Annotated in this window: 18 protein-coding genes and 1 tRNA gene; 4 read left to right on the forward strand and 15 right to left on the reverse strand. The window is 68.9% G+C overall.

Going from position 1 to position 22,441, the window contains the following annotated elements:
- Window positions 1–130 precede the first annotated feature (130 nt).
- The 6 genes from mreD to CKO28_RS10640 form a co-directional block, all read right to left on the reverse strand.
- A complete protein-coding gene (mreD, locus tag CKO28_RS10615) occupies window positions 131–640 on the reverse strand; it encodes a rod shape-determining protein MreD (protein ID WP_200340754.1) in 510 nt (169 codons plus the stop codon).
- Between the two features lie 127 nt (window positions 641–767).
- Entirely contained in the window at window positions 768–1,751 is a 984-nt protein-coding gene (gene mreC, locus CKO28_RS10620) for a rod shape-determining protein MreC (protein ID WP_200340755.1), read from the reverse strand.
- 134 nt (window positions 1,752–1,885) lie between these two features.
- Window positions 1,886–2,929 (reverse strand): rod shape-determining protein, encoded by a 1,044-nt coding sequence (locus CKO28_RS10625; RefSeq protein WP_200340756.1) that lies wholly within the window; start codon window positions 2,927–2,929, stop codon window positions 1,886–1,888.
- 483 nt (window positions 2,930–3,412) lie between these two features.
- A complete protein-coding gene (locus tag CKO28_RS10630) occupies window positions 3,413–5,017 on the reverse strand; it encodes a 2-isopropylmalate synthase (RefSeq protein WP_200340757.1) in 1,605 nt (534 codons plus the stop codon).
- 236 nt (window positions 5,018–5,253) lie between these two features.
- A complete protein-coding gene (locus CKO28_RS10635) occupies window positions 5,254–5,391 on the reverse strand; it encodes a hypothetical protein (protein WP_200340758.1) in 138 nt (45 codons plus the stop codon).
- Between the two features lie 142 nt (window positions 5,392–5,533).
- The gene (locus CKO28_RS10640) at window positions 5,534–6,130 is read right to left on the reverse strand and encodes a carboxymuconolactone decarboxylase family protein (RefSeq protein ID WP_200340759.1); all 597 of its coding nucleotides are present in this window, start codon (window positions 6,128–6,130) and stop codon (window positions 5,534–5,536) included.
- A gap of 482 nt (window positions 6,131–6,612) precedes the next feature.
- Between CKO28_RS10640 and CKO28_RS10645 the strand changes: the two genes are divergently transcribed.
- Window positions 6,613–7,257 (forward strand): hypothetical protein, encoded by a 645-nt coding sequence (locus CKO28_RS10645; RefSeq protein WP_200340760.1) that lies wholly within the window; start codon window positions 6,613–6,615, stop codon window positions 7,255–7,257.
- 289 nt (window positions 7,258–7,546) lie between these two features.
- On the opposite strand, the gene ppdK is transcribed toward CKO28_RS10645, so the two are convergent.
- From ppdK to CKO28_RS10680, 7 genes are all read right to left on the reverse strand, one after another.
- Window positions 7,547–10,243 carry a pyruvate, phosphate dikinase gene (ppdK, locus tag CKO28_RS10650; protein WP_200340761.1) on the reverse strand — a complete coding sequence of 899 codons (2,697 nt, stop codon included), beginning with the start codon at window positions 10,241–10,243 and terminating at the stop codon, window positions 7,547–7,549.
- Between the two features lie 9 nt (window positions 10,244–10,252).
- Complete coding sequence (glyS, locus tag CKO28_RS10655) at window positions 10,253–12,358, reverse strand: glycine--tRNA ligase subunit beta (RefSeq protein ID WP_200340762.1); 2,106 nt, start codon at window positions 12,356–12,358, stop codon at window positions 10,253–10,255.
- Window positions 12,358–13,305 carry a glycine--tRNA ligase subunit alpha gene (locus CKO28_RS10660; RefSeq protein ID WP_200340763.1) on the reverse strand — a complete coding sequence of 316 codons (948 nt, stop codon included), beginning with the start codon at window positions 13,303–13,305 and terminating at the stop codon, window positions 12,358–12,360. The genes glyS and CKO28_RS10660 overlap by 1 nt, the downstream gene beginning before the upstream one ends.
- A gap of 326 nt (window positions 13,306–13,631) precedes the next feature.
- Complete coding sequence (locus CKO28_RS10665) at window positions 13,632–13,895, reverse strand: hypothetical protein (protein WP_200340764.1); 264 nt, start codon at window positions 13,893–13,895, stop codon at window positions 13,632–13,634.
- Window positions 13,896–13,955: 60 nt separating this feature from the next.
- Complete coding sequence (locus CKO28_RS10670; protein WP_200340765.1) at window positions 13,956–14,828, reverse strand: S49 family peptidase; 873 nt, start codon at window positions 14,826–14,828, stop codon at window positions 13,956–13,958.
- 130 nt (window positions 14,829–14,958) lie between these two features.
- Window positions 14,959–15,726, reverse strand: coding sequence for a methyltransferase (locus CKO28_RS10675; RefSeq protein WP_200340766.1), 768 nt, complete (start codon window positions 15,724–15,726; stop codon window positions 14,959–14,961).
- Window positions 15,723–15,941, reverse strand: a complete 219-nt coding sequence (locus CKO28_RS10680; protein ID WP_200340767.1) for a putative signal transducing protein — start codon at window positions 15,939–15,941, stop codon at window positions 15,723–15,725. Before CKO28_RS10680 ends, CKO28_RS10675 begins: the two co-directional genes overlap by 4 nt.
- A 240-nt stretch (window positions 15,942–16,181) precedes the next feature.
- Here CKO28_RS10680 and CKO28_RS10685 point away from each other — a divergent pair, with 240 nt between their 5' ends.
- Window positions 16,182–17,234: a polyprenyl synthetase family protein gene (locus CKO28_RS10685; RefSeq protein ID WP_338050101.1), complete on the forward strand. Its 1,053-nt coding sequence runs from the start codon at window positions 16,182–16,184 to the stop codon at window positions 17,232–17,234.
- 259 nt (window positions 17,235–17,493) lie between these two features.
- On the opposite strand, the gene CKO28_RS10690 is transcribed toward CKO28_RS10685, so the two are convergent.
- Both CKO28_RS10690 and CKO28_RS10695 read right to left on the reverse strand, forming a co-directional pair.
- A complete protein-coding gene (locus tag CKO28_RS10690) occupies window positions 17,494–18,687 on the reverse strand; it encodes an NnrS family protein (protein WP_200340768.1) in 1,194 nt (397 codons plus the stop codon).
- Between the two features lie 141 nt (window positions 18,688–18,828).
- Window positions 18,829–18,905: transfer RNA gene (locus tag CKO28_RS10695), tRNA-Pro, on the reverse strand.
- A 213-nt stretch (window positions 18,906–19,118) separates the two neighbouring features.
- Here CKO28_RS10695 and CKO28_RS10700 point away from each other — a divergent pair.
- Window positions 19,119–20,510 (forward strand): aspartate aminotransferase family protein, encoded by a 1,392-nt coding sequence (locus tag CKO28_RS10700; protein WP_200340769.1) that lies wholly within the window; start codon window positions 19,119–19,121, stop codon window positions 20,508–20,510.
- 386 nt (window positions 20,511–20,896) lie between these two features.
- Entirely contained in the window at window positions 20,897–22,108 is a 1,212-nt protein-coding gene (gene hemA / locus CKO28_RS10705) for a 5-aminolevulinate synthase (protein WP_200340770.1), read from the forward strand.
- Window positions 22,109–22,441 lie beyond the last annotated feature (333 nt).

The following is a 22,441-nucleotide window of genomic DNA, read 5'->3' on the forward strand; positions in this document are numbered from 1 at the left end:
ACGCCGCGCGCGTTAGTCTAGAGCAAGATGCTGCAAGGTGAAGCCACCTTTCAGCTGACTCTTGCTCTCTCTTCAAGCAGTTAGAGCAAAATTCACGATGAAGGTCGCCTCGACCTTCATCGATTCTGCTCTAGCGCAGGATCGCGCGCTGGACCTGCGCGAACAGCCAAGCCAGCGGCGGGTAGGCCGCCACCGTCGTCATGAACTGAAACACCGCCGGCCGGGGGCCGATCAAGGCGCCCGCCAGCACGGCGTTCAGCAGCCACAGCAGCACGCTCGCCCCCAGCGCGATGATCGCGAAGCCGGCCCAGACGACGAAGAACGACCGGCTGATGAAAAACCGCCGCTGGGCCGCGATCAGCGCGTGCACCAGCAGCAGGATCAGCACCCCGACGCCGAGCGCCGTGCCGCTCGCCAGGTCGTGATACAGCCCGACCAGGAACGCCGCGGCGGCCGGCATCAGGTCGGGGCGGTGGACCGACCAGTAGTACACGCTGATCAGCGCCAGCCAGGGCACGATCGGGGCGAAATCCGGGATCTGGTAGGGCACCAGCGTCAGCGTCACCAGCAGCAGGGTCAGCAGGACCGGCGTGACCTGGCGCGCGATAAGATCGATGCGCTGCCAGAAGCTCGTCTTCACGCGGGAACTCCAACCGTGCTGCGTAACCATGGAGCGCCATCTTCAGTGGCTTTCGACCGGCGTTCGGCGGGACGCCCTTAGCATCGGCGTGCCGCCGGGCGCCGCCCGGCGGCCGGGTCGGCCGCCGCTACTCCTCGGGGGCCTTGGCCTGGACCGCGCGCTCGGTGAGCGTACCGCCCTCGCCCGCCCCGCTGGGCAGCTCCGGCAGGCTGTCCGCCGGGCTGTGACGCGGCGTTCCGGGCGGCTTGGGGGCTTTCGCGCCGTCGGTCATCAGGATACCGGGCATCCGGTAGTCGACCACGCGCAGGAACTCCATCCGGTTCCAATCGGCGAACGGCGCCACGCGGACGCCGGATTCGCCGGCCCGGGCGACCCGGCCGACCGGCAGGCCCGGCGGGAACACGCCGCCGTGGCCGCTGGTGACGATCCGATCGCCGGTTTGCGGACGCGCCTCTTCCGGCAGGTAGCGCAGGCGCGGATTGGCGGTGTTGTCGCCGGCCAGGATGCCGCGGAAGCGGCTGTCGGCGATCACCACCGGAATGCGGGAATTGATGTCGGTCAGCAACAGGATGCGCGCGCTCCGCTGGCCAACCTCGGCGACCCGGCCAGCCAGGCCGTCGCCGGCCAGCGCGGCCTGCCCCTTCTCGACGCCCTGGGCCGCCCCGGCGTTGATCAGCACGGAGCGCACGAACGCGCCGCCGGTGTCGGCCACCACGCGCCCGGTCGTGTAACTGGTGCTGGGCTCCGGCGCGACGTTGAGCAGCTGGCTCAGCGCGGCGTTTTCCGCCTGCAAGCGCCGGGCTACCGTCTGCCAGTGCTGCAGCCGGGCGTTTTCCTGCCGCAACGCGGCGTTCTGCGCGCGCAGGGCGGCCAGTTCCTGGCCTTCCCGCAGCAGGTTGGCGACCGAGGCGATCGGCCGCGAGACGACGTCGAGCACCGGCGTGACCGCGTCGGTGATCGCCGTGCGCGCGCGCTCGACGAAGACCGTGTCCGCCTTGCCGACCAGCATCAGGGCGAACGCCGCGCCCACCAGCAGCAGGAAAGCAAAGCGCTGCGCCCATGCCCGTATTGGCGTCGCGAGGGTCAGCAACGTTCCTGCCGGTCGTCTCACGCGGGGCCTCCCGACTGCCGCACACTGGATCCGAATCGGCCAAGGCGCATGTTGGAGTTCACTTCCAACGTAGACAACAACGGTTAAGGATTAAACAACGGACGTGCGGCGCGCTAGGATTTTTCGCGATTCACCTAGTACATCGAAATGAGGACGTTCTTGAGCGTCTTCATTTCTTCCAGGCAACGACCGGTGCCGAGCGCCACACAGGACAGCGGATCGTCCGCGATCGAAACCGGCAGGCCGGTCGACGCGCGCAGGACATAGTCCAGGTTGCCCAGCAGCGCGCCCCCGCCGGTCAGCACGATGCCCTTGTCGACGATGTCCGCCGCCAGCTCTGGCGCGGAGTGCTCGAGCGCGACCTTCACCGCCTCGACGATCGCGCCGACCGGCTCGGCCAGCGATTCCGCGATCTGCCGTTCGGAGATCACCAGTTCCTTAGGCACGCCGTTCATCAGGTCGCGCCCCTTGATCTCCATGGTCCGCCCCTCCTCGCCGTGCTCGGGCGGACAGGCGGAGCCGATCTGCTTCTTGATCCGTTCGGCCGAGCCCTCGCCGACCAGCAGGTTATGGTTGCGGCGGATGTAGGCGATGATCGCCTCGTCCATCTTGTCACCGCCGACCCGCACGGAGCGCGAATAGACGATACCGCCGAGCGAGAGCACCGCGACCTCGGTGGTGCCGCCGCCGACGTCGACGACCATCGAGCCGGTCGGCTCGGTCACCGGCAGGCCGGCGCCGATCGCGGCCGCCATCGGCTCCTCGATCAGGAACACCCGGCGCGCGCCCGCGGCCTCCGCGCTTTCCTGAATCGCGCGGCGCTCGACGGCGGTGGAGCCGGAGGGCACGCAGACGATGCATTGCGGCGAGGCGAAGGAGCGTCGGTTGTGCACTTTCCGGATGAAGTGCTTGATCATCTCCTCGGCGACTTCGAAGTCGGCGATCACGCCGTCGCGCAGCGGCCGGATCGCCTGGATGTTGCCGGGCGTACGGCCCAGCATCATCTTCGCTTCGTCGCCGACGGCGAGGACCTGCTTCTTGCCCTTCTGCTCGGCGATCGCCACCACCGAGGGCTCGTTCAGGACGATGCCGCGGCCCTTGACGTAGACCAGCGTATTCGCGGTCCCGAGGTCGATCGCCATGTCCGCGCTGAGGACGCCGAGAAGACGGGAAAACATAGTGGCTCTGAAACTCCCTGGGACCACGCCTGGGCCGCGCGCCGCCGTCCGGGACGGAGTCGCCGGATCACCCGCAGCCGATTCACTTGATCGAGAGTGTGCCCTAAATGGTTAACGCACGCTAAAGGATCGCGCGCCCGATTAACGATTTCTCCCCCGGCCCGGCAAGGATTTTGTCGACAGATGGGGGGTAGAGGCGCGGAAGTTGGACGCCGGGCACAGCAGCGCCCCAAACGGTAAGCCCCTCTCCCTCGAGGGGAGAGGGAGGGACCCACGCGCCGTCAGGCGCGTGGGAGGGTGAGGGTGAGACTCCTCGGATATAGCCGGGGAGTCTCACCCTCACCTGTCCTCTCCCCTTAAGGGAGAGGGACCCGCCGCGGCGCTGTGCGAGCATGGCGTTTGGCTGGACGCCGTCAGAGTTGATTCCCTCTCCTCCCACGCGGAGGAGAGGGAACCCGCCGATACGCCGTGCAACAGCATGCCTTACGCGCTCAGCGCGTCCGCGGCTTCTTCCGGCGGGACGGACTTCTGGCGCTTCACCATCAGCTTGTTGAGCGCGTTGACGTAGGCGCGGGCGGAAGCGACCAGGGTGTCGTAGTCGGCGCCCTGGCCGTTCACGGTCTTGCCGTCCTCTTCCAGGCGCACGGTCACCTCCGCCTGCGCGTCGGTGCCGCCGGTGACCGCGTGCACCTGGTACAGCTCCAGCGTCGCCTCGTGCGGCCAGATCTGCCGGATCGCGGTGAAGGTCGCGTCGACCGGGCCGGAGCCCTCGGCGGTGACGCGCTTGCGCGCGCCCTCGACCTCCAGCTCCAGGTCGGCCGTCTGCGGCCCGTCGTTGCCGCAGTTGATGCCTAAGCGCACGAACCGGATGTGGTCGTTGTGGCGCAGCACCGCGTCGTCGACCAGCGCCAGCAGATCCTCGTCGAACACCTCCTTCTTGTGCTCGGCCAGGTCCTTGAAGCGCTGGAACGCGTCCTTGAGCTCGTTATCCGACAGCTCGTAGCCCAGTTCCTTCAGCTTGGTCTTGAACGCGTGCTTGCCGGAGTGCCGGCCCATCACCAGCGTGGAGCGCTTCAGGCCGACGCTCTCCGGGGTCATGATTTCGTAGGTCTCGGCGTTCTTCAGCATGCCGTCCTGGTGAATGCCGGACTCGTGCGCGAACGCGTTCCTGCCGACGATCGCCTTGTTCGGCTGCACGTTGAAGCCGGTGATCCCGGAGACCAGGCGCGAGGCCTTGGTGATGTAGGTGCTGTCGACGTTGGTGTCGTAAGGCATCATGTCCTGGCGCGTCTTGAGCGCCATGACGATCTCCTCCAGCGCGGCGTTGCCGGCGCGCTCGCCGATCCCGTTGATCGTGCACTCGACCTGCCGGGCGCCGGCCTCGACCGCGGCCAGCGAGTTGGCGACCGCCAACCCCAGGTCGTTATGGCAGTGCACCGAGATGATCGCCTGATCCATGTTCGGCACGCGGTTGCGCAGCATCCGGATCAGGTCGCGGAACTCGTCCGGCACGGTGTAGCCGACGGTGTCCGGAATGTTGATCGTGCGCGCGCCCGCGGTGATCGCCGCCTCCACGCAGCGGCACAGGAAAGCGTGGTCGGTCCGCGTGCCGTCTTCCGGCGACCACTCGACGTTCGGGCACAGGTTGCGGGCGTAGGTGACGCTGTCGATCACCGCCTGATAGACGTCCTCCGGGTCCATCTGCAGCTTGTACTTCATGTGCAGCGGACTGGTGGACAGGAAGGTGTGGATGCGCGGATTGGCGGCGTGCTGCAGCGCCTGCCACGCCCGGTCGATGTCCGCGGGGCGGGCGCGCGCCAGGCCGGCGACCTGGGCGTTCTGCACCACCTGGGCGATCTCGCTGACCGCCTCGAAGTCGCTGTTGGAGGAGACCGGGAAGCCGCCCTCGATGACGCCCACGCCCATGGCGTCGAGCACCTTGGCGACCTGGACCTTCTCCTCCTTGTTCATCGAGCAGCCGGGCGACTGCTCGCCGTCGCGCAGGGTGGTATCGAAGATGGTGATGTGGTTTTCGCCGAAGCGTCGATCGTGCGCCGGCGTGGTGTGGTTTTCGGGCTGCGTCGTCATGGCGGTGTCTCGCGTCCTTCCTCGTCCCGTCGGCGTCCGGGCCGGGTGCGCCAGGCTGGCGGCACACGTCGCGGCGGCCCTTGGCCGGGTGGCCCGGTCACGATCCTGGATCGGCCAGGCGACCTGGTGCCACAAAATGTCGGTGATTTCGACTGTTGGCCGATTTCGACTGGGGTGCTGCTTGTCGCCGTCTCCCCCTGAACGCCCGCACCCCGGCGACTGACGCGCCAGAGCGTTCAGGGGCAGATAAGCAGCAGGAGGGTGTCGCCGAGGAGACGGTCGGCGGGCAGACGCACACCGTCGCGCGCCAGCCCGGCGGCCGGGGCCGCGGCGGCGAAAACGCTCCGATCGGTGGCGGCGGTCTGCTTCACCATGATCCTCGAAGTCGGCGAAACGCGCGGGCCTAGCGTGGACCGAACACGTCAGCCGCGCCTATGCACGACGTCAGTTGTAACCTCGCAAGGCCGCGCGCGACAACAGGTAATCGCGGCGGCGGTTCGCAAAGCCCGAACGCCGCTACTCGCCGGCCTGGGGGGCGTGCCGGCCGCCTTGGGGCGCCTGCGGGCCCGTCTGCGGCAGCCGGCAGAAGCCCTGCGGCGGCACGTCGAGGGCGGCGTTGAACTTGCTCGACATGTTCTGGAAGGCGATCAGCCCGGTCAGCTCGACCACCGCGTCCTCGTCGAAGTGCCGGCGCAGTTCGGCGTGGATCGCGTCGTCCGGCTCTTGGTCGGAGCGGGTCACCGCCTCGGTGTAGGCGAGCGCGGCGCGCTCGGTCTCGTCGAACAGGTTGCTGTTCCGCCAGTCCTCCAGCGCGCCCACCTTCTCCTCGCCGATCCCGCGCTTCATCAGCGTGGCGGAGTTGACGTCGACGCAGAAGCGGCAGTGGTTGATCTGCGACACCCGCACCGTGACCAGCGAGCGCAGCGCGGGCTCGAGCGGGTTGCGCGCGCGCTCGATCATGCCGTAGAGGAACGCCACGCCCATGAACAGCTTGGGCGAGCGGCCCCAGACCAGCCCCGGCTCCAGCACCTGCCCGTACTTGCGCTTCTGCTTCCAGAAGAACGGCCGGATGTACCAGGGATACTCGCTGACCGGCTTGGTGGTGACGCGCATCCGGGCCCTCGCCTCTCTCGTGAACGCTGCCTTGGCAGATGGGGCACCGGCGCCAGGGCTTCAACGCGCCGCAGGGTCACGCATGCGTGACGGGGAATGCGTCAGGGCGCGGGGTGGATCGCCGTCAAGCATGCGTCGAGACGCGCCCCTCGCGGGCCGCTCCGTAGCATGAAGTTATATTAAAGTATTGAATGCCCAACAACTGCATCCTGAGGAGGTTGGCGAAGCCAACCGTCTCGAAGGATGCCTGACGGGTGGCGCGGCGGGTGCCCTGTCCTCTGTGAGAGGAAAGGGACAAGGTGAGGTGGTGCAACATGGATGGCGCGGGCACCCGTCCTTCTAGCCCAATTCAACCCACATGCGTCGAGATTCCATAAATCGGATTTCCTAATGGGGCAGACCTGTCGCTCCGTGCGGCTCGGATTCTCCCTCGACAAAACATTTGTCTCTGTGTTTTCCTTGAGGCTAACATGGAGGAACCAATGACAAACGTTTCGCAAACCGAGAGCAAAACGACCATCCGAAACCAGCTTCAGCGTGCAGCAGTGGAAGCGCTGGAGCAAAACGGTTGGACCGTCGAGCGGATGCCCGGGACCGGTAAGTCTAGTCTCCGGCGCATCAAGAAAGGAACTGACGCCCGGATCGTGTCGATTCGAACGACACAAGACCAGTGGATCGCTTTCCCTAGGATCAACGAGCGTGATGAGTTCGGAACGTTGCCTAAAGTCGACTTCGTCGTCGCCTCGTCAGTCGATGATCGTCACCATCCAAAGACCGCTCTAGTGCACCTTTTGGATGGCGACGAAATGCGGGAACGGTTCGCACGCGCCGTCAAAGCGCGGAAAGCCGCAGGTTACGCGCTACAAGTTGGAAGAGGAATTTGGATTTCTCTCTACCAAGAAGAAGCGACAAGTCCGGTAACACGCGTAGGCGCGGGCGCGGGAAGGCAAACGCCGCCCATCGCCCGCATCCCCTTACAGAACGTCGGACACCAAGACCTCAGTTCCGTGGATGAGGTCGACCGCGATGACGAAACCGCGCGTCTAACCATCCCCGAAGCAAAAGCGTTATTAGCAGAGTCTTTTGGCGTCGACCCCTCAAACGTCAAAATTACTATCGAGGCTTAATATGGTTTGAAAACAACTGAGTCGTCAAAGATTGGTCATGGCGCTTTCGCGCTGGTACCCACGACTAACTTAAACGCCTACACGGCAGTGGCCCGCTCAGGCAGCCAAACCGCCCTACACAGCGTGTACGCTGCCCGAAGTATAGAATAGTGCGCGGACGGCCTCCTCCCTTTCGGCGGAAAGGGACGGACACCGTAAGGTGGTGCGACGGGGATTTGCCGCGCGTTACCTCCTCTCCCTAGCCCTCTCCTCCCACGTGGAGGAGAGGGGATAAATTCGTAGAGCGCCGCTACTGCGCCGCCTGCTTCTGGCCCGCGCCCTGGCTCTTGCCGGCCTTGAGCGCAGCCTGGGCGGCGGCGAGGCGGGCGATCGGGACGCGGAAGGGGGAGCAGGAGACGTAGTCCAGGCCGATCTCCTGGCACTGCGCGATCGAGTCCGGGTCGCCGCCGTGCTCGCCGCAGATGCCGAGCTTGATGTCGGGGCGGGTCCGCCGGCCGCGCTCGGCGGCCAGTTCGACCAGCGCGCCCACGCCGTGCGGGTCCATGGTGATGAACGGGTCCTGGTCGATGATCCCCTGGTGCTCGTAGGACGGCAGGAAGGACGCGGAATCATCGCGGCTGATGCCGTAGGCGGTCTGGGTCAGGTCGTTGGTGCCGAACGAGAAGAAATCGGCATACTGCGCGATGTGGTTGGCGGTGATGCAGGCGCGCGGCAGCTCGATCATGGTGCCGACCAGGTAGTTCACCCGGCGGCCGTGCTTGTCCATGACCTCGCCCGCGATCCGGTCGGTCAGCGCGCGCAGCTGCTTCAGTTCGCGGTCGATCGCCACCAGCGGGATCATGATCTCGGGCTCGACCGTCTCGCCCTCGTCCTGGGCGACCTGGCAGGCCGCCTCGAAGATCGCGCGGACCTGCATCTCGTAGATCTCGGGATAGGTCACGCCCAGCCGGCAGCCGCGGTGGCCCAGCATCGGGTTGGTCTCGCGCAGGCGGTTGGCGCGGGCCCGCACCTCCTCGACTGGGAGCCCGGTCGCCTCCGCCATCTCCTCCATCTCCGCGTCCTCGCGCGGCAGGAACTCGTGCAGCGGCGGGTCGAGCAGGCGGATCGTCACCGGCAGGCCGCGCATGATCCGGAACAGCTCGGCGAAGTCGTCGCGCTGCATGGGCAGGATGCGCTCGAGGGGCTTGCGCCGGCCGTCCGCGCTGTCCGCCAGGATCATCTCGCGCACCGCCAGGATGCGGTCGCTTTCGAAGAACATGTGCTCGGTCCGGCACAGGCCGATGCCCTCGGCGCCGAACTTGACGGCGGTACGCGCGTCGTTCGGCGTCTCGGCGTTGGTCCGCACCTTGAGCTGGCGGATCTCGTCGGCCCAGCTCATCAGCGTGGCGAAATCGCCGGACAGCTTGGGCTCCACGGTCGGCACCCGACCGCGCATGATCTCGCCGGAGGCGCCGTCGAGCGTGATGGTGTCGCCCGCCTGCAGCTGGACGTCGCGCACCCGCATCGTGCCCGACGTGTAGTCGATCCGCAGCTCGCCCGCGCCGGCGACGCAGGGCCGGCCCATGCCGCGCGCGACCACGGCGGCGTGGCTGGTCATGCCGCCGCGGGTGGTCAGGATCCCCTCGGCGGCGTGCATGCCGTGGATGTCCTCGGGCGAGGTCTCGACCCGGCAGAGGATCACCTTCTCGCCCTTCTCCGCGCGCGCTTCCGCCTCGTCGGCGGTGAACACGATGGTGCCCGACGCCGCGCCCGGGGAGGCCGGCAGGCCGCGCGAGATCACGTCCTTTTCCGCCTCCGGATCCAGGGTCGGGTGCAGCAGCTGGTCGAGCGAGCCCGGGGTGACCCGCTGGACCGCCCGCGCCTGCCCGATCAGACCGTCGCGCACCATGTCGACGGCGATCTTGAGCGCGGCCTTGGCGGTGCGCTTGCCGGTGCGGGTCTGCAGCATGTAGAGCGTGCCGCGCTGCACCGTGAACTCGATGTCCTGCATGTCGAGGTAGTGGGACTCGAGCTTGGCGCGCACGTCGCACAGCTGGCGGTAGACCTCCGGCATGGTCTGTTCCATCGACGGCAGGTCGGTCTCGTTCTTGTGCCGGCTGTGCTCGGTCAGCGGCTGCGGCGTGCGGATGCCGGCGACCACGTCCTCGCCCTGGGCGTTGGGCAGGTATTCGCCGTAGAAGTCGTTGTCCCCGGTCGAGGGGTCGCGGGTGAACGCGACACCGGTCGCGCAGTCGTCGCCCATGTTGCCGAACACCATCGCCTGCACGTTGACGGCGGTGCCCCACTCCTCGGGGATGTTGTGCAGGCGGCGGTAGGTCTTGGCGCGCTGGTTCATCCAGGAGCCGAACACCGCCCCCACGGCGTCCCACAGCTGGGCGTGGACATCCTGCGGGAACGGCCGGCCGACGTCTTCCTTGACGATCGCCTTGTACTCCTCGATCAGCTCGCGCCAGTCGTCGGCGGACAGCTCGGTATCGAGGGTGACGCCCTTGCCGTCCTTGTACTGCTCCAGCGCGTCCTCGAAGCGGTGGTGTTCGCAGCCCAGCACCACGTCGCCGAACATCTGGATGAACCGGCGGTAGCTGTCGAAGGCGAAGCGCTCGTCGCCCGACTTGCGCGCCAGGCCGGCCACCGTGTCGTCGTTGAGTCCAAGGTTAAGGACGGTGTCCATCATCCCCGGCATCGACACCGGCGCGCCGGAGCGCACGGAGACCAGCAGCGGGTTCTCGGGATCGCCGAAGCTGTGGCCGACCTCCTGCTCGACGCTCTGCAGCGCGTCGCGGACCTGCTGCGCCAGGGCGTCCGGATAGTCGCCGTGCTGGATCTGGTAGGCGCAGACCTCGGTGGTGATCGTGAACCCGGGCGGCACCGGCAGATGCAGCGAGGCCATCTCGGCCAGGTTCGCCCCCTTGCCGCCCAACAGCTGACGCATGTCCTCGCGGCCGTCGGAGCCGTTCGGACCGAAGCTGTAGACCCACTTGGTCATGGTCTCTTCCTACCCTTCGATTTTCGAGAAGTCGGCGACCTGGGCCAAGGTCGTCCCGATCCGCTTCAACAGGCGTAAACGGTTGGCGCGCAGGGTTTGATCCTGCGCGTTGACGGTGACGCCCTCGAAGAACGCATCGACAGGCGCCCGCAGGTCGGCCAGCGCCCGCATCGCCGCCTGGAAGTCCTCCTGCGCCAGGGCCGCGTTCGCCTGGTTCGCGGCGGTCGTGAGCGCGCGGTAAAGCTCCGCCTCGGTGGCCTCCTGGAGCGCGTCCTCGGCGACGTGCGTGTCGTAGGCCTGCTTGTCCTTCTTTTCCTCGATCCGGACGATGTTGGCCGCCCGGCGGTACGCCACCAGCAGGTTGGCCCCGTCGTCCGTCTCCAGGAAGGCGCGCAGCGCGTCCACCCGGGCGAGCAGGCGGACCAGGTCGTCCTCCGGCCCGCCCTCGGGCCGCTCGACCGCGAACACCGCGGCGATCAGGTCGTGGCGCACCCCGCGGTCGCGCAGCACCACCTTCAGCCGGTCGGTCAGGAACGCCAGCACCTGATCCGCCACGGTCGCGGGGGCGGAATTCCTGCGTACCGCCTCCGGCAGCAGGCCGTGCGCCTCCTTCAGCGCGGCGCGCAGGCCGACGCGCAAGCCGTTATCGGTAATCAGCCGGACCACGCCCAGGGCCGCGCGGCGCAGGGCGTAGGGGTCCTTGGAGCCGGTCGGCTTCTCGTCGATGGCGAAGAAGCCGACGAGCGTGTCCAGCTTGTCGGCGAGCGCGACGGCAACGCTCGCCGGCGCGCTCGGACAGGCGTCGGACGGGCCCAGCGGGGAATAGTGCTCGGCGACCGCGCGCACGACCTCGCGCGCCTCGCCGTCGGCCTCAGCGTAGTAGCTGCCCATCAGGCCCTGCAGCTCGGGGAACTCGTCGACCATGCCGGTGACGAGATCGGCCTTCGCCAGATAGGCGCCGGAGCGCGCCTTGTCGCGGTCGGCGCCCACCGGTTCCGCGAGCCCGGCGGCCAGCGTCTGCATCCGCTCCACCTTGTCGTGCAGCGTGCCGAGACGTTCCTGGAACACCACCTGGTGCAGTTGCGCCACGCGGTCGCGCAGCGGCTGCTGCCGGTCGGTCTGCCAGAAGAACTCGGCATCCGCCAGGCGGGCGCGCAGCACCCGCTCGTTGCCGGCGACGATCGCCGCCCCGTCGTCCGGTGTCTCGATGTTCGCCACCACGATGAAGCGATTGGCGAGTTGTCCGTCCGGCGTCTCGGTGGCGAAATACTTCTGGTGGGTGCGCATGGAGACCTGCAGCACCTCCGGCGGCAGGGCCATGAAGCGGTCCTCGATCCGCCCCAGCAGCACCACCGGCCACTCGGTCAGGCCGGCGTTCTCGTCTAACAGGCCGTCGTCGGGGCGCAGGCGCAGGCCGGCATCGCCCGCGGCGCGTTCGGCCGAAGCGCGGATCCGCTCCCGCCGGTCAGCGTGCGACAGCACGACGCCGGCGCGCGCCAGCTTGTCGCGGTAGTCGTCGAAGTCGGCTACCGCGAACCGCTCCGGCGCCATGAAGGGATGGCCGCGGGTCTGGGTGGTGAACTCCAGCGCTTCGCCGCGGCCGAGGTCCAGGCGCCCCGGCACCGCCGCGCCGTCGAACAGCGCCAGCACGCCGTGCAGCGGGCGGACGTAGCGCTGGGTCGTCTCCGCCCAGCGCATCGACTTCGGCCAGGGCAGCTCCATCGGCAGCTCGGCCGCCATCTCCGCCAGCACCTCGGCCGTCGGCCGGCCGGCGATCTCACGCACGTGAAACAGGAAGGTGCCCTTGTCGGTCTCGCGCCGCTCGGCCTGGTCGATGGCGTTGAGGCCGACCGAACGCAGGAACCCTTCAATCGCCTTCTGCGGTGCGTCGACCTTGGGGCCTTTCTTTTCCTCGCGGGTGTCCGGCTGCTTATCCGGCAGGCCGTCGACCACCAGCGTCAGCCGCCGCGGGGTGACGTAGCTGGCCAGCGTCTCGTAACTCAGGCTGGCGGCCTTCAGCTTCTCTTGCGCCAGCTTCTGCAGATCGGCGCACGCCTTGGCCTGCATGCGCGCGGGAATTTCCTCGCTGCGCAGCTCGAGCAGGAACTGGGGCATCAGGCCGCCTCCCCGGCGCCGGTCGTGGCCGTCCGGCTGGCCAGCCAGGCCTCGCAGCAGCCCTTCGCCAGATTGCGCACGCGGCCGATGTAGCTCGCCCGCTCGGTCACCGAGATGACGCCGCGCGCGTCCAGGAGATTGAACAGGTGGCTCGCCTTCATGCACTGGTCGTAGGCCGGCAGCGACAGCGGCGGGTCGCGCCGCAGCAGGTGGTTGCAGGCGTTCTCGGCATCCTGGAAATGGCGGAACAGCACGCCCGTGTCCGCTTCCTCGAAGTTGTAGGCGGAGAACTCGCGCTCGTTCTGCAGGAACACGTCGGCGTAGGTCTTGCCGCCCCGGTCCTTCGGCACCCCGTCCCAGTCCAGGTCGAAGATGTTCTCCACCCCCTGGACGTACATCGCCAGGCGCTCCAGCCCGTAGGTCAGCTCCAGGGACACCGGGTCGCAGTCGATCCCGCCGACCTGCTGGAAATAGGTGAACTGACTGACCTCCATGCCGTCGCACCAGACCTCCCAGCCCAGGCCCCAGGCGCCTAGCGTCGGGCTTTCCCAGTCGTCCTCGACGAACCGGATGTCGTGGGCGCGGGTGTCGATTCCGATCGCGCGCAGCGAGCCGAGGTAGAGGTCCTGGCCGTCCTTGGGCGACGGCTTCATCAGCACCTGGAACTGATAATAGTGCTGCACCCGGTTGGGGTTTTCGCCGTAGCGCCCGTCGGTCGGCCGCCGGGACGGCTGGACGTAGGCGCAGTTCCAGGTCTCCGGCCCGAGCGCGCGCAGCGTGGTCGCCGGGTGAAAGGTGCCCGCGCCGACTTCCATGTCGTAGGGCTGCAGCAGCACGCAGCCGCGCTCCGCCCAATAGGTCTGCAGCTTCAGCAGCAGGCGCTGGAAACAGGTCTCGGGGTCGTGGTGCTGGGGGTCGCGGCCTTGGCTGCCGGCTTCTGCGGGCATCGCGTCGTTTGCCTAGCGGTTCGCCGGGGTCTTCAGCCCCCGCCGATCGAGCGGGGCTGCCGCCGGTTTTGGTGCACTGCGGGAACGGCGCGGACCTTAGCCGCGACGATACGCCGAATCAACGCCGCACGTCGGGGACGTTTGGGGCGGGAAACGTCGGTATCGGTGGGTTCCCTCTCCCTTGACGGGAGAGGGCTAGGGTGAGGGTGGGACTCCCGGGCGATCTCCGAGGAGTCCCAGCCTCACCCGCCCACGCCCTGACGGGCGCGGGCCCCTCCCTCTCCCCTCAAGGGCGAGGGGATTTAGCGCCGGGCGTACAAACGCGATCAATACGGACAGTCGGGCCGGCCGCAGTTGCGGGCGCCCTTGGGCGCGACGTAGGCCATGCAGGCCGGGCACTGCACCATGTCCTGCGCCTTCTCCCGGCGCTTGGGCGGATCGACCGTCTCGCCGTCGCGCCGGCGCTCGACGCGGTCGCGCGCCTCGGCGTTCTTCTCGCGCTGGTATTGCAGGCGCGAGACGTACTTGAAGCCGAACCAGACGGCCGCGATCACGCCAGCGAGGACGAGCAGTTTCGAAAACGAGAACATAGCCGCATTTGGCCCACGCGCCGCGTGCCGGTCAAGCGGCCGCGGCGGCGCGCCGCCGCCCTACAGACCGTAGCGCGACCAAAGCGCGCGCTCCTCGGCCGCCGACATGAGGTCGCCCGCCCAGTTGCCGGCGCCGGAGCCGGCCGGCAGGGCACCCAGCGACGCGCTGCCCAGCTTGCGCTTCAGCCAGGACTGCTTGGGCTCGATTACCGGCAGCTGCACCTTCTCGCCGTACTGGCCCTGGAGGGTTTGGCGCAGTTCGCCGATGCCGTCGATCAGGCCCAGCTGGTAAGCCTGCGCGCCGGTCCAGAACGCGCCCGAGAACAGCTCCGATTCCTGCGCCTGAAGCTTGCCCTGTCGGCGGTCGCGGACCATCGCCTTGAAGTGCTCGTGGATTTCCGCCTGGATCTCCTTCAGCCGGGCGACGTCGTCCGGATCTTCCTTCTGGAAGGGGTCCAGGATCACCTTCTTCTCGCCACTGGTGTAGACGCGGCGTTCGACGCCGTAGCGTTGGATCAGGTCCTGAAACCCGAAGCCGGCGGCGACCACGCCGATCGAGCCGACGATCGAGGCCTTGGAGGCGTAGATCTCGTCGCCCGCGCAGGCCAGCCAGTAGCCGCCGGACGCCGCCACGTCCTCGCAGAAGACGTAGACCTTGAGGTCCTTCTCCCGGGCCAGCTGGCGGATCCGGCCGGCGATCAGCTCCGACTGAACGGGCGAGCCGCCCGGCGAGTTGACCGCGAGCGCGACCGCCTTCGCACCGGGCGTGGAAAAGGCACGCCGGATCGGATCGGCGAGCGCGCTTGCGGTGAGCCCCGAGCGCAGCGCCCCGCCCTGCCCGATCACGCCGTTGAGGCGCAGGACGGGGACGACGGGTTTGCGGCCGGCGAGGCGTCGAAGACCGGGAATCCGGGAGAGGAGCTTGCGTACCATGGCGCCTAAATGGGGCGCACGCCGGGCCTTTGCCAAGGGCCGGGCGACTGGGAAAGACGGACACCGGCGCCCGCGCTTGGAGAAAACCGCCGCGCCGGGTCCCCTGTCCTCTTCTTGGCGGGAGCGGGCGTTATCCGAGCGCGAGCGGAGCGGCGTCCTCGAACACGGCGCGGGCCTGCGGCGTAAAGCCGCCGTCGGCGTGCAAGCTCAGACCGGCGGATAGCGTTGCGGGCCCGCCGACGCCGACCCGGCCCTGGACGAGCACCCGCTTGGCCGGCTTGCCGGCGGTCGGCCAGAGCGGAAACGTCACGAGGGCGCCCGCGACCCGCGCCATCTCGGCCAGCACTTCGGGCAGGCGGTCGGCGCGGTGGATCACGGTCAGCGTGCCGCCGCGCCGGGTCGCCCGGGCCAGCGCCGCGATCCAGTCGGGCAGGCGCGCCGCGCCCTCCACGTTGGCGGCCGCGCGCAGCCGGTCGGCCGGCGCGTCCGCGGTGCCGGCGGCGAGATAGGGCGGATTCGCGAAGGCATGGTCGAATCCGCCGCGCGCCACCGGGGCCGGCGGGTCCAGCAGGTCGCCCGCCTGCACCGCGAACCGGTCGGCCGCGCCGTTCGCCGCGGCGTTGGCGCGGGCCAGCCGGGCCAGCACGGTTTCCCGCTCCAGCCCGGTCACCTGCCCGCCCGGCACCCGCGCCAGCAGGCACAGCGCCGCCGCGCCCGCGCCGCAGCCGAGTTCCAGCGCCCGCTCGCCGTCCCGCAGCGGCACCGCCGCGGCCAGCAAGACCGGATCGACCGCCGCGCGGTAGCCCGTGGCGGGCTGCGCCAGCGCGACCCGGCCGCCCAGCAGGCGGTCGTGCGTGACGGCTGGCTCGCCGTCGGGTTGTTCGGCCGGCGGGGTCACCAGGCACTGTACTCCTCGCCCGCCTCGTCGAGCACGCGGCGGGCGCGTTCCAGGTCCTCGGCCAGCACGCACAGCCGGCGCGGGATCGCGCCGATCGACCCCTCGACGATCGAGGTGTGGGTGTCCAGCACCACCGCCTCGATCCCGGAGTCGGCCAGCAGCGCCTGGATCCAGGACAGCTTGACCGGATCGTTGGTGCGCAAGAGTTCGCGCATGTCTCTGTCTCATACCCATGCTCGACCCCGCGCCCGGACGCGTTCGCCAGGCGCGGTGGCGGTCGGCGTTTCATGCTCCGTGCGGGGGTTTGGCGCAGTTGGCCTGCCCTTGACCCCCCTGGAATGCCCTCTATGCTCCCGCTCAACGCCGGAGACCCGCAGGCCTAGTGCGGCATACCCGAGGCTGGCAAACCAGATAAATCGACGCCGACCAGAAGACGACGGGCGAGGAGCCGGGACGTGGCCGTGGCCCCCGACGCGAACAAGCAGGCCCCGGGCAAGGCACCGGGCACGGATACCGAGAAGGGCGACGCCAAGCAGGGCATCGCGCCGCTGCAGAAGCTGTGCGCGGACGACCTGCAGGCCGTCAACGCGGTGATCCGCGAGCACATGCAGTCGCCCGTGGCGCTGATCCCGCAGCTGGCCGGCCACATCATCGCCGCCGGCGGCAAGCGCCTGCGCCCGCTGCTGACGCTGGCGAGCGCGCGGATGTGCGGCTACCAGGGCCGGCGGCACATCGGCCTCGCCGCCAGCGTGGAATTCATTCATACCGCGACCCTGCTGCACGACGACGTGGTCGACGAGAGCGAGCTGCGCCGCGGGCTGGATACCGCGAACTCGGTCTGGGGCAACCAGGCCAGCGTGCTGGTCGGCGACTTCCTGTTCTCCCGCGCCTTCCAGCTGATGGTGGCGGACGGGTCGATGCGCACGTTGGAGATCCTGTCCAACGCCTCCGCGATCATATCGGAGGGCGAGGTCCACCAGCTGATCACCACCAACGACACCGACACCAACGAGCAGGCCTATCTCGAGGTGATCGAGGGCAAGACGGCCGCCCTGTTCGCCGCCGCCTGCCAGATCGGCGCGGTGATGGCCGAACGCTCGCACGACGAAGAGCAGGCGCTGCGCCGCTTCGGCACCGGCCTGGGCATGGCGTTCCAGCTGGTCGACGACGTGCTCGACTACTCCGCCAAGCAGGAAGCGCTCGGCAAGAGCGTCGGCGACGACTTCCGGGAGGGCAAGATCACCCTGCCGGTGGTGCTCGCCTTCGAGCGGGCGGACGGGGACGAAAAAGCGTTCTGGCGCCGCTGCCTGGAGGACATGGACCAGCGCGACGGCGACCTGCCGCACGCCATGCAGCTGCTGCAAAAGCACGACTGCCTGAACGACAGCCTGGAACGCGCCCGCGCCTATGGCCGCGACGCCCGCAGCGCGATGGACGTCTTCCCCGACGGCGAGATCAAGCAGGCCCTGATCGACGCCCTCGATTTCTCGATCGAGCGGGCGTACTAGAGCAAGCTGAAGGTCGACTCGACCGTCATCGATTTTGCTCTAGCCCGGGCGCTTTTCTCCTCCAGTTCGCACACCGGTACGGCGGATCCCCTCTCCTTCACTGGAAGGAGAGGGCCAGGGTGAGGGAGGTCTGCACACCATAGCACCCTGCCCGCGGCGGTGCTTATCCATCTGTCGTGGCGCGACGAGCCGGGGCAACCACCTCCCCCTGGCCCCCTCCTCCGATCGGAAGAGGGGGAACCCGCCGACGCGCCCCGCCCTATCGCCGCGGCCGCACCAGGATCGGCCCGTAGAGCGCCACGTACAGCGCGAAGCCGGCGATCCAGGCGAGCGCGCTCGCGCCCAATAGCTCCAGGTACCAGCCGCCCGACATCGGCGCCGCGATCCGCAGCACGGCGGCGAGCGCGATCGCCGCGAACAGAACGGCCGAGCCTGTGCCGGCCGTCATCGTCCGGCCGGTGTGGCCGAGCGTCGCCCGGGTCATCACCGCTACCGGCATCAGCCCCATCGCGCCGGCGGTCAGGGCGTGTAGCGCCGCCGTCGCCGGCACCGCGTCGCCGAGCGCCGCGAGCGCGATCAGCCCCAGCCCGACCGGCAGCCAGGCGTAACCGACGTGCAGCACCAGCAGCAGCGGCTCGCGCCAGGTCCGGTGCCCCTGCCAGCGCGCCAGCCGCCAGGCGTTGGCGAGCGCAGCCGTGCCCGCCAGCGCGCCGGTGGCCGCGTGGCCCGGATCGGCCGTCCAGGCGGCGGCGGCGAGGCCGGTCAGCGCAACCGCCGCGCGGTCGGACATCGTCGCGGACGCCGGCCGGTGCAGGCGATCGCGCTTGGCCAGCCAGTTGCGCGTGAACGAGGGCACGATCCGCCCGCCGACGAGCGCGATCAGGAAGGCGTAGGCCCCGATCGCGAGCCGGAGCCCGTAGCCGGCGTCGAGCCCCGCCACCGGCTCCAGGTGCACCAGCGCGTTCGCGCCCGCCACCAGCAGGCTCGCGCCGACCACGGGCAGGTTGCGCCAGTTGCGCCCGGCGACCACTTCGCGCGCCAGCACGGCCGGCAGCGCCAGGAAGAACAGCAGGTCGAGCGCCATCGCCGCCGGCGCGCCGATCGCCGCCGACACCGCGCAGGCCACGCGGCCGAGCACCCACAGCCCCACCAGGCCGGCCAGCGGCCGGCCCTGGAGCGGCATCCGCCCGGTCCAGTTGGGCACGGTCGTGGCCAGGAAGCCCGCCTTGGCGGCGCCGACGAAGCCGAACAGCATCGCATGCGCGTGCCAGACCGCGGGCTCGAACGCGGTCGGCAGCGGTCCGCCCCGCAGGATCGCGCCCGACCACAGCAGCATGCCGGCGACGGCCCAGACGCCCGCGGCCAGGAAAAACGGCCGGAACCCCTGCGACAGCACCGCTGGCCCGGCGTACGCCTTGTACCGCGGGATCGCGGGCCCGCCGCGCCGCGCCATCGAAAACCTCCACGCGCCCTATAACTTCATGGAGACGCTAAGACCGGACGGCGCGGCGGGCAATGGGCTGAGCTAAATATGCCAACACGAAAGAAGCCGGCTCCCGCGAGGCGGGAACCGGCTTCCACCGTAAGCTCTTTTTGGTCGGGGCGGCTGGATTCGAACCAACGGCCTCCGCCTCCCGAAGGCGGCGCTCTGCCAGGCTGAGCTACGCCCCGTCAGCGCGGGCGTGTATATCGCTTGACGGAGATGCTGACAATGGGCGCGTTGAAGTTTTCGTGCAAGCCGCCGCGCGCCTGTCGGCCTCCGCAGCGCCGCAATCCGGGGGCGCCGGCTCCAGGCCTCGGCGACGCTTGGCGCGGCTCGCTGCCGGGCGTAACCTGGAGGGGTCGATACCTCTTCGAAAGCCCGCAGGACAGCCGAGCCAAGCCATGCAGCAGGACCGCCCGAACTCCCCCGCCGCGCGCGACGTCGCCTATCACTTTCATCCCTACACGGACGCGCGCGCGCACGAGCAGCACGGCCCGATGATCATCACCAAGGGCGCGGGCTGCACCGTCACCGACGACAGCGGCAAGCAGTACATCGAGGGGCTGGCCGGCCTGTGGTGCACCGCGCTCGGCTACGGTCAGGAGCGGCTGATCCGGGCGGCGGAGGGGCAGATGCGCGAACTCGCGTACTACCACTCGTTCGCGCACAAGGTCCCGCCGGCGACGATCGAACTGTCGGAAAAGCTGCTGCAGATCGCGCCCGGCAAGATGGGCAAGGTCGCCTACGCCAACTCCGGCTCGGAAGCCAACGACACCGCCGTCAAGTTCGTCTGGTACTACAACAACGCCCGCGGCCGGCCGGAGAAGAAGAAGATCATCTCCCGCAAGCGCGGCTACCACGGGATCACGATCGCCTCCGGCTCGCTGACCGGCATTCCGAAGAACCACATGGACTTCGACCTGCCGATCGCGGGCGTGCGCCACGCCGGCTGCCCGCACTACCACGCCGAAGCGCACGCCGGCGAGAGCGAGGACGCGTTCAGCCAGCGCCTGGCCGACGAGCTCGACCAAATGATCCAGGACGAGGGGCCGGAAACGGTCGCCGCGATGATCGCCGAGCCGGTGATGGGCGCGGGCGGCGTGGTGGTCCCGCCGGCCGGCTACTGGGACAAGATCCAGCCGGTGTTGAAGAAGCACGACGTGCTGTTGATCGCCGACGAGGTGATCTGCGGCTTCGGCCGGACCGGGCAGATGTTCGGCTGCCAGAGCTTCGGCATCGATCCCGACATGGTGACCTGCGCCAAGGCGCTGTCGAGCGCCTACGTGCCGATCTCCGCGATCATGATGCGCGACGAGATCTATCAGGCGATCGCCGACAACACCCACAAGATCGGCACGTTCGCCCACGGCTTCACCTATTCCGGCCATCCGGTGGCCGCGGCGGTCGCGCTGGAGACGCTGAAGATCTACGAGGAAATGGATGTCGCCGCCCGGGTGCGCGACCTGGCGCCGCGGCTGCAGGACGGCCTGCGCGCCTACGCCGACCACCCGCTGGTCGGCGAGGTCCGCGGCATCGGGCTGATCGCGGGCGTCGAGCTGTTGGCCGACAAGGCCACGCGCACGCCGTTCGATCCGGTCGGCAAGGTCGGCGGCTACATCGACGCGCGCTGCCGCGCGCATGGGGTGATCCTGCGCAACCTGGGCGACACGCTGGCGTTCTGCCCGCCGCTGGTGATCGAGCCAGCGCAGATCGACCAGATCGTGGCCGCGTTCGGCGCCGCGCTGGAGGAGACCTGGGACTGGGTGCAGCGGGAAGGCCTGGCCGCGGCGTAACCCCAGCCCAGGGCGATCGAGCTAGTCCGACCGGAAGTGTCAGGTTTACTTGTCACCGCCAAATCCACGCTGTGTCAACTCAGCGCGACAGTTTGGTCTTGGCAGCGCGGCAAACAGACGGCACACTGATCCCAGCTACACGGTGCCGGGGTTGCGGAAAACCGGTGCGCGACGCAAGCGCACACCGGGCTGCCGCAGGCCTCATCCAGGCACCATGTCAACGCAAGTCGACACGGATCGCACGGCGACACCCAGGACAGCGATCGGCGGACCAATCCGCGCGCGATCGGCCCTAAAGGACCGCCGGGCACGCATCCGAAGGACGCGGCGCACGCGGGCATGGTCCCGCACGCCGGGTCCGCCGAGCATCGGGGCGAGGTGGCACCATGGACTACGGGCAGTTCTTCAAGGGCAAGCTGGACGAGCTCAAGCAGGAGGGGCGCTACCGCTACTTCGCGGAGCTCGAGCGTTGCGCCGGGGACTTCCCGCACGCCCTCCACCACGGCAAGCCGGAGGTCGGCCAGGTCACCGTCTGGTGCTCCAACGACTACCTCGGCATGGGGCAGAACCCGAAGGTTCTGCAGGCGATGCACGACGCGATCGACCGGTGCGGCGCGGGTGCCGGCGGGACCCGCAACATCTCCGGGACCAACCACTACCACGTCAAGCTGGAGCGCGAGCTCGCCGCCTGGCACGGCAAGCAAGGCGCCCTGCTGTTCACCAGCGGCTACGTCTCCAACATGGCGTCCCTCGCGACCCTGGGCGCGCGCCTGCCGGACTGCGTGATCCTGTCGGATTCCTACAATCACGCCTCGATGATCGAGGGGATCCGCCACTCCCGCGCCGAGAAGGTGATCTGGAAGCACAACGACGTCGCGGACCTGGAGCGCAAGCTGGCGGAGATCGATCCCAGCCGGCCCAAGATCGTGGCGTTCGAGAGCGTCTACTCGATGGACGGCGACATCGCCCCGATCGCCGAGATCTGCGACGTGGCGGAGAAGTATAACGCGCTCACCTACCTCGACGAAGTGCACGCGGTGGGGCTCTATGGCCCGACCGGCGCGGGCGTCGCCGAGCGCGACGGCGTCAGCCACCGCCTGGACATCATCGAGGCGACGCTGGGCAAGGCGATCGGCTGTGTCGGCGGCTACATCACCGGCAGCGCCGAGATGGTCGATTTCGTGCGCTCCTACTCCTCGGGCTTCATCTTCACCACCGCCCTGCCGCCGCACGTCGCGGCCGGCGCGCTGGCGAGCGTGCAGCACCTGAAGGAGAGCCAGATCGACCGGGAGCGCCATCAGGAGCGCGCCGCGACGCTGAAGCGCAAGCTGGCCGCCGCCGGGCTTCCGGTGGTGCACACCGAAAGCCACATCGTGCCGGTGATGGTGTGCGACCCGACGCTGTGCCGCGAAGCCTCGGACCTGCTGCTGGAGCGCCACGGCATCTACGTCCAGCCGATCAACTATCCGACCGTGCCGCGCGGCAGCGAGCGGCTGCGTTTCACGCCCAATCCCTGCCACTCGGATGCGGACATGGATCACCTGACCCAGGCGCTGGTCGACGTCTGGGACCGGCTGGGTCTGCGCCAGGCGGCGTAGGGCGCTTTTGGGCCCGCGATTCCCGCCGCCGTTTCGCGACCCGACCACCTCCCTGACGGCCCGTCCCGAGAGAGGGGCCGGCTTCTGTCGCACTGGGCGGGCGCCGGGACATCCGTCACCCGCCCTTCGACACGCCGGCCTCCGGCCGGCTGCTCATACCACCGGCTTCGGAAGCTGACTCGATAGCGGGGATTCCCAGCGACGTGTCGCATATGTTGGGCTTTAGGCAAGCTGACCGACAAGATGACTGGGAGGAGCTTGCCATGCCCGCACCGGTCCCGCTGCGGGCCGACTATTCCGCCGAGGAGCTGCGCAACGAGGCCCGGCATGCCT

This window comes from Rhodovibrio sodomensis, assembly GCF_016583645.1.
GTDB classification, from domain to species: domain Bacteria; phylum Pseudomonadota; class Alphaproteobacteria; order Kiloniellales; family Rhodovibrionaceae; genus Rhodovibrio; species Rhodovibrio sodomensis.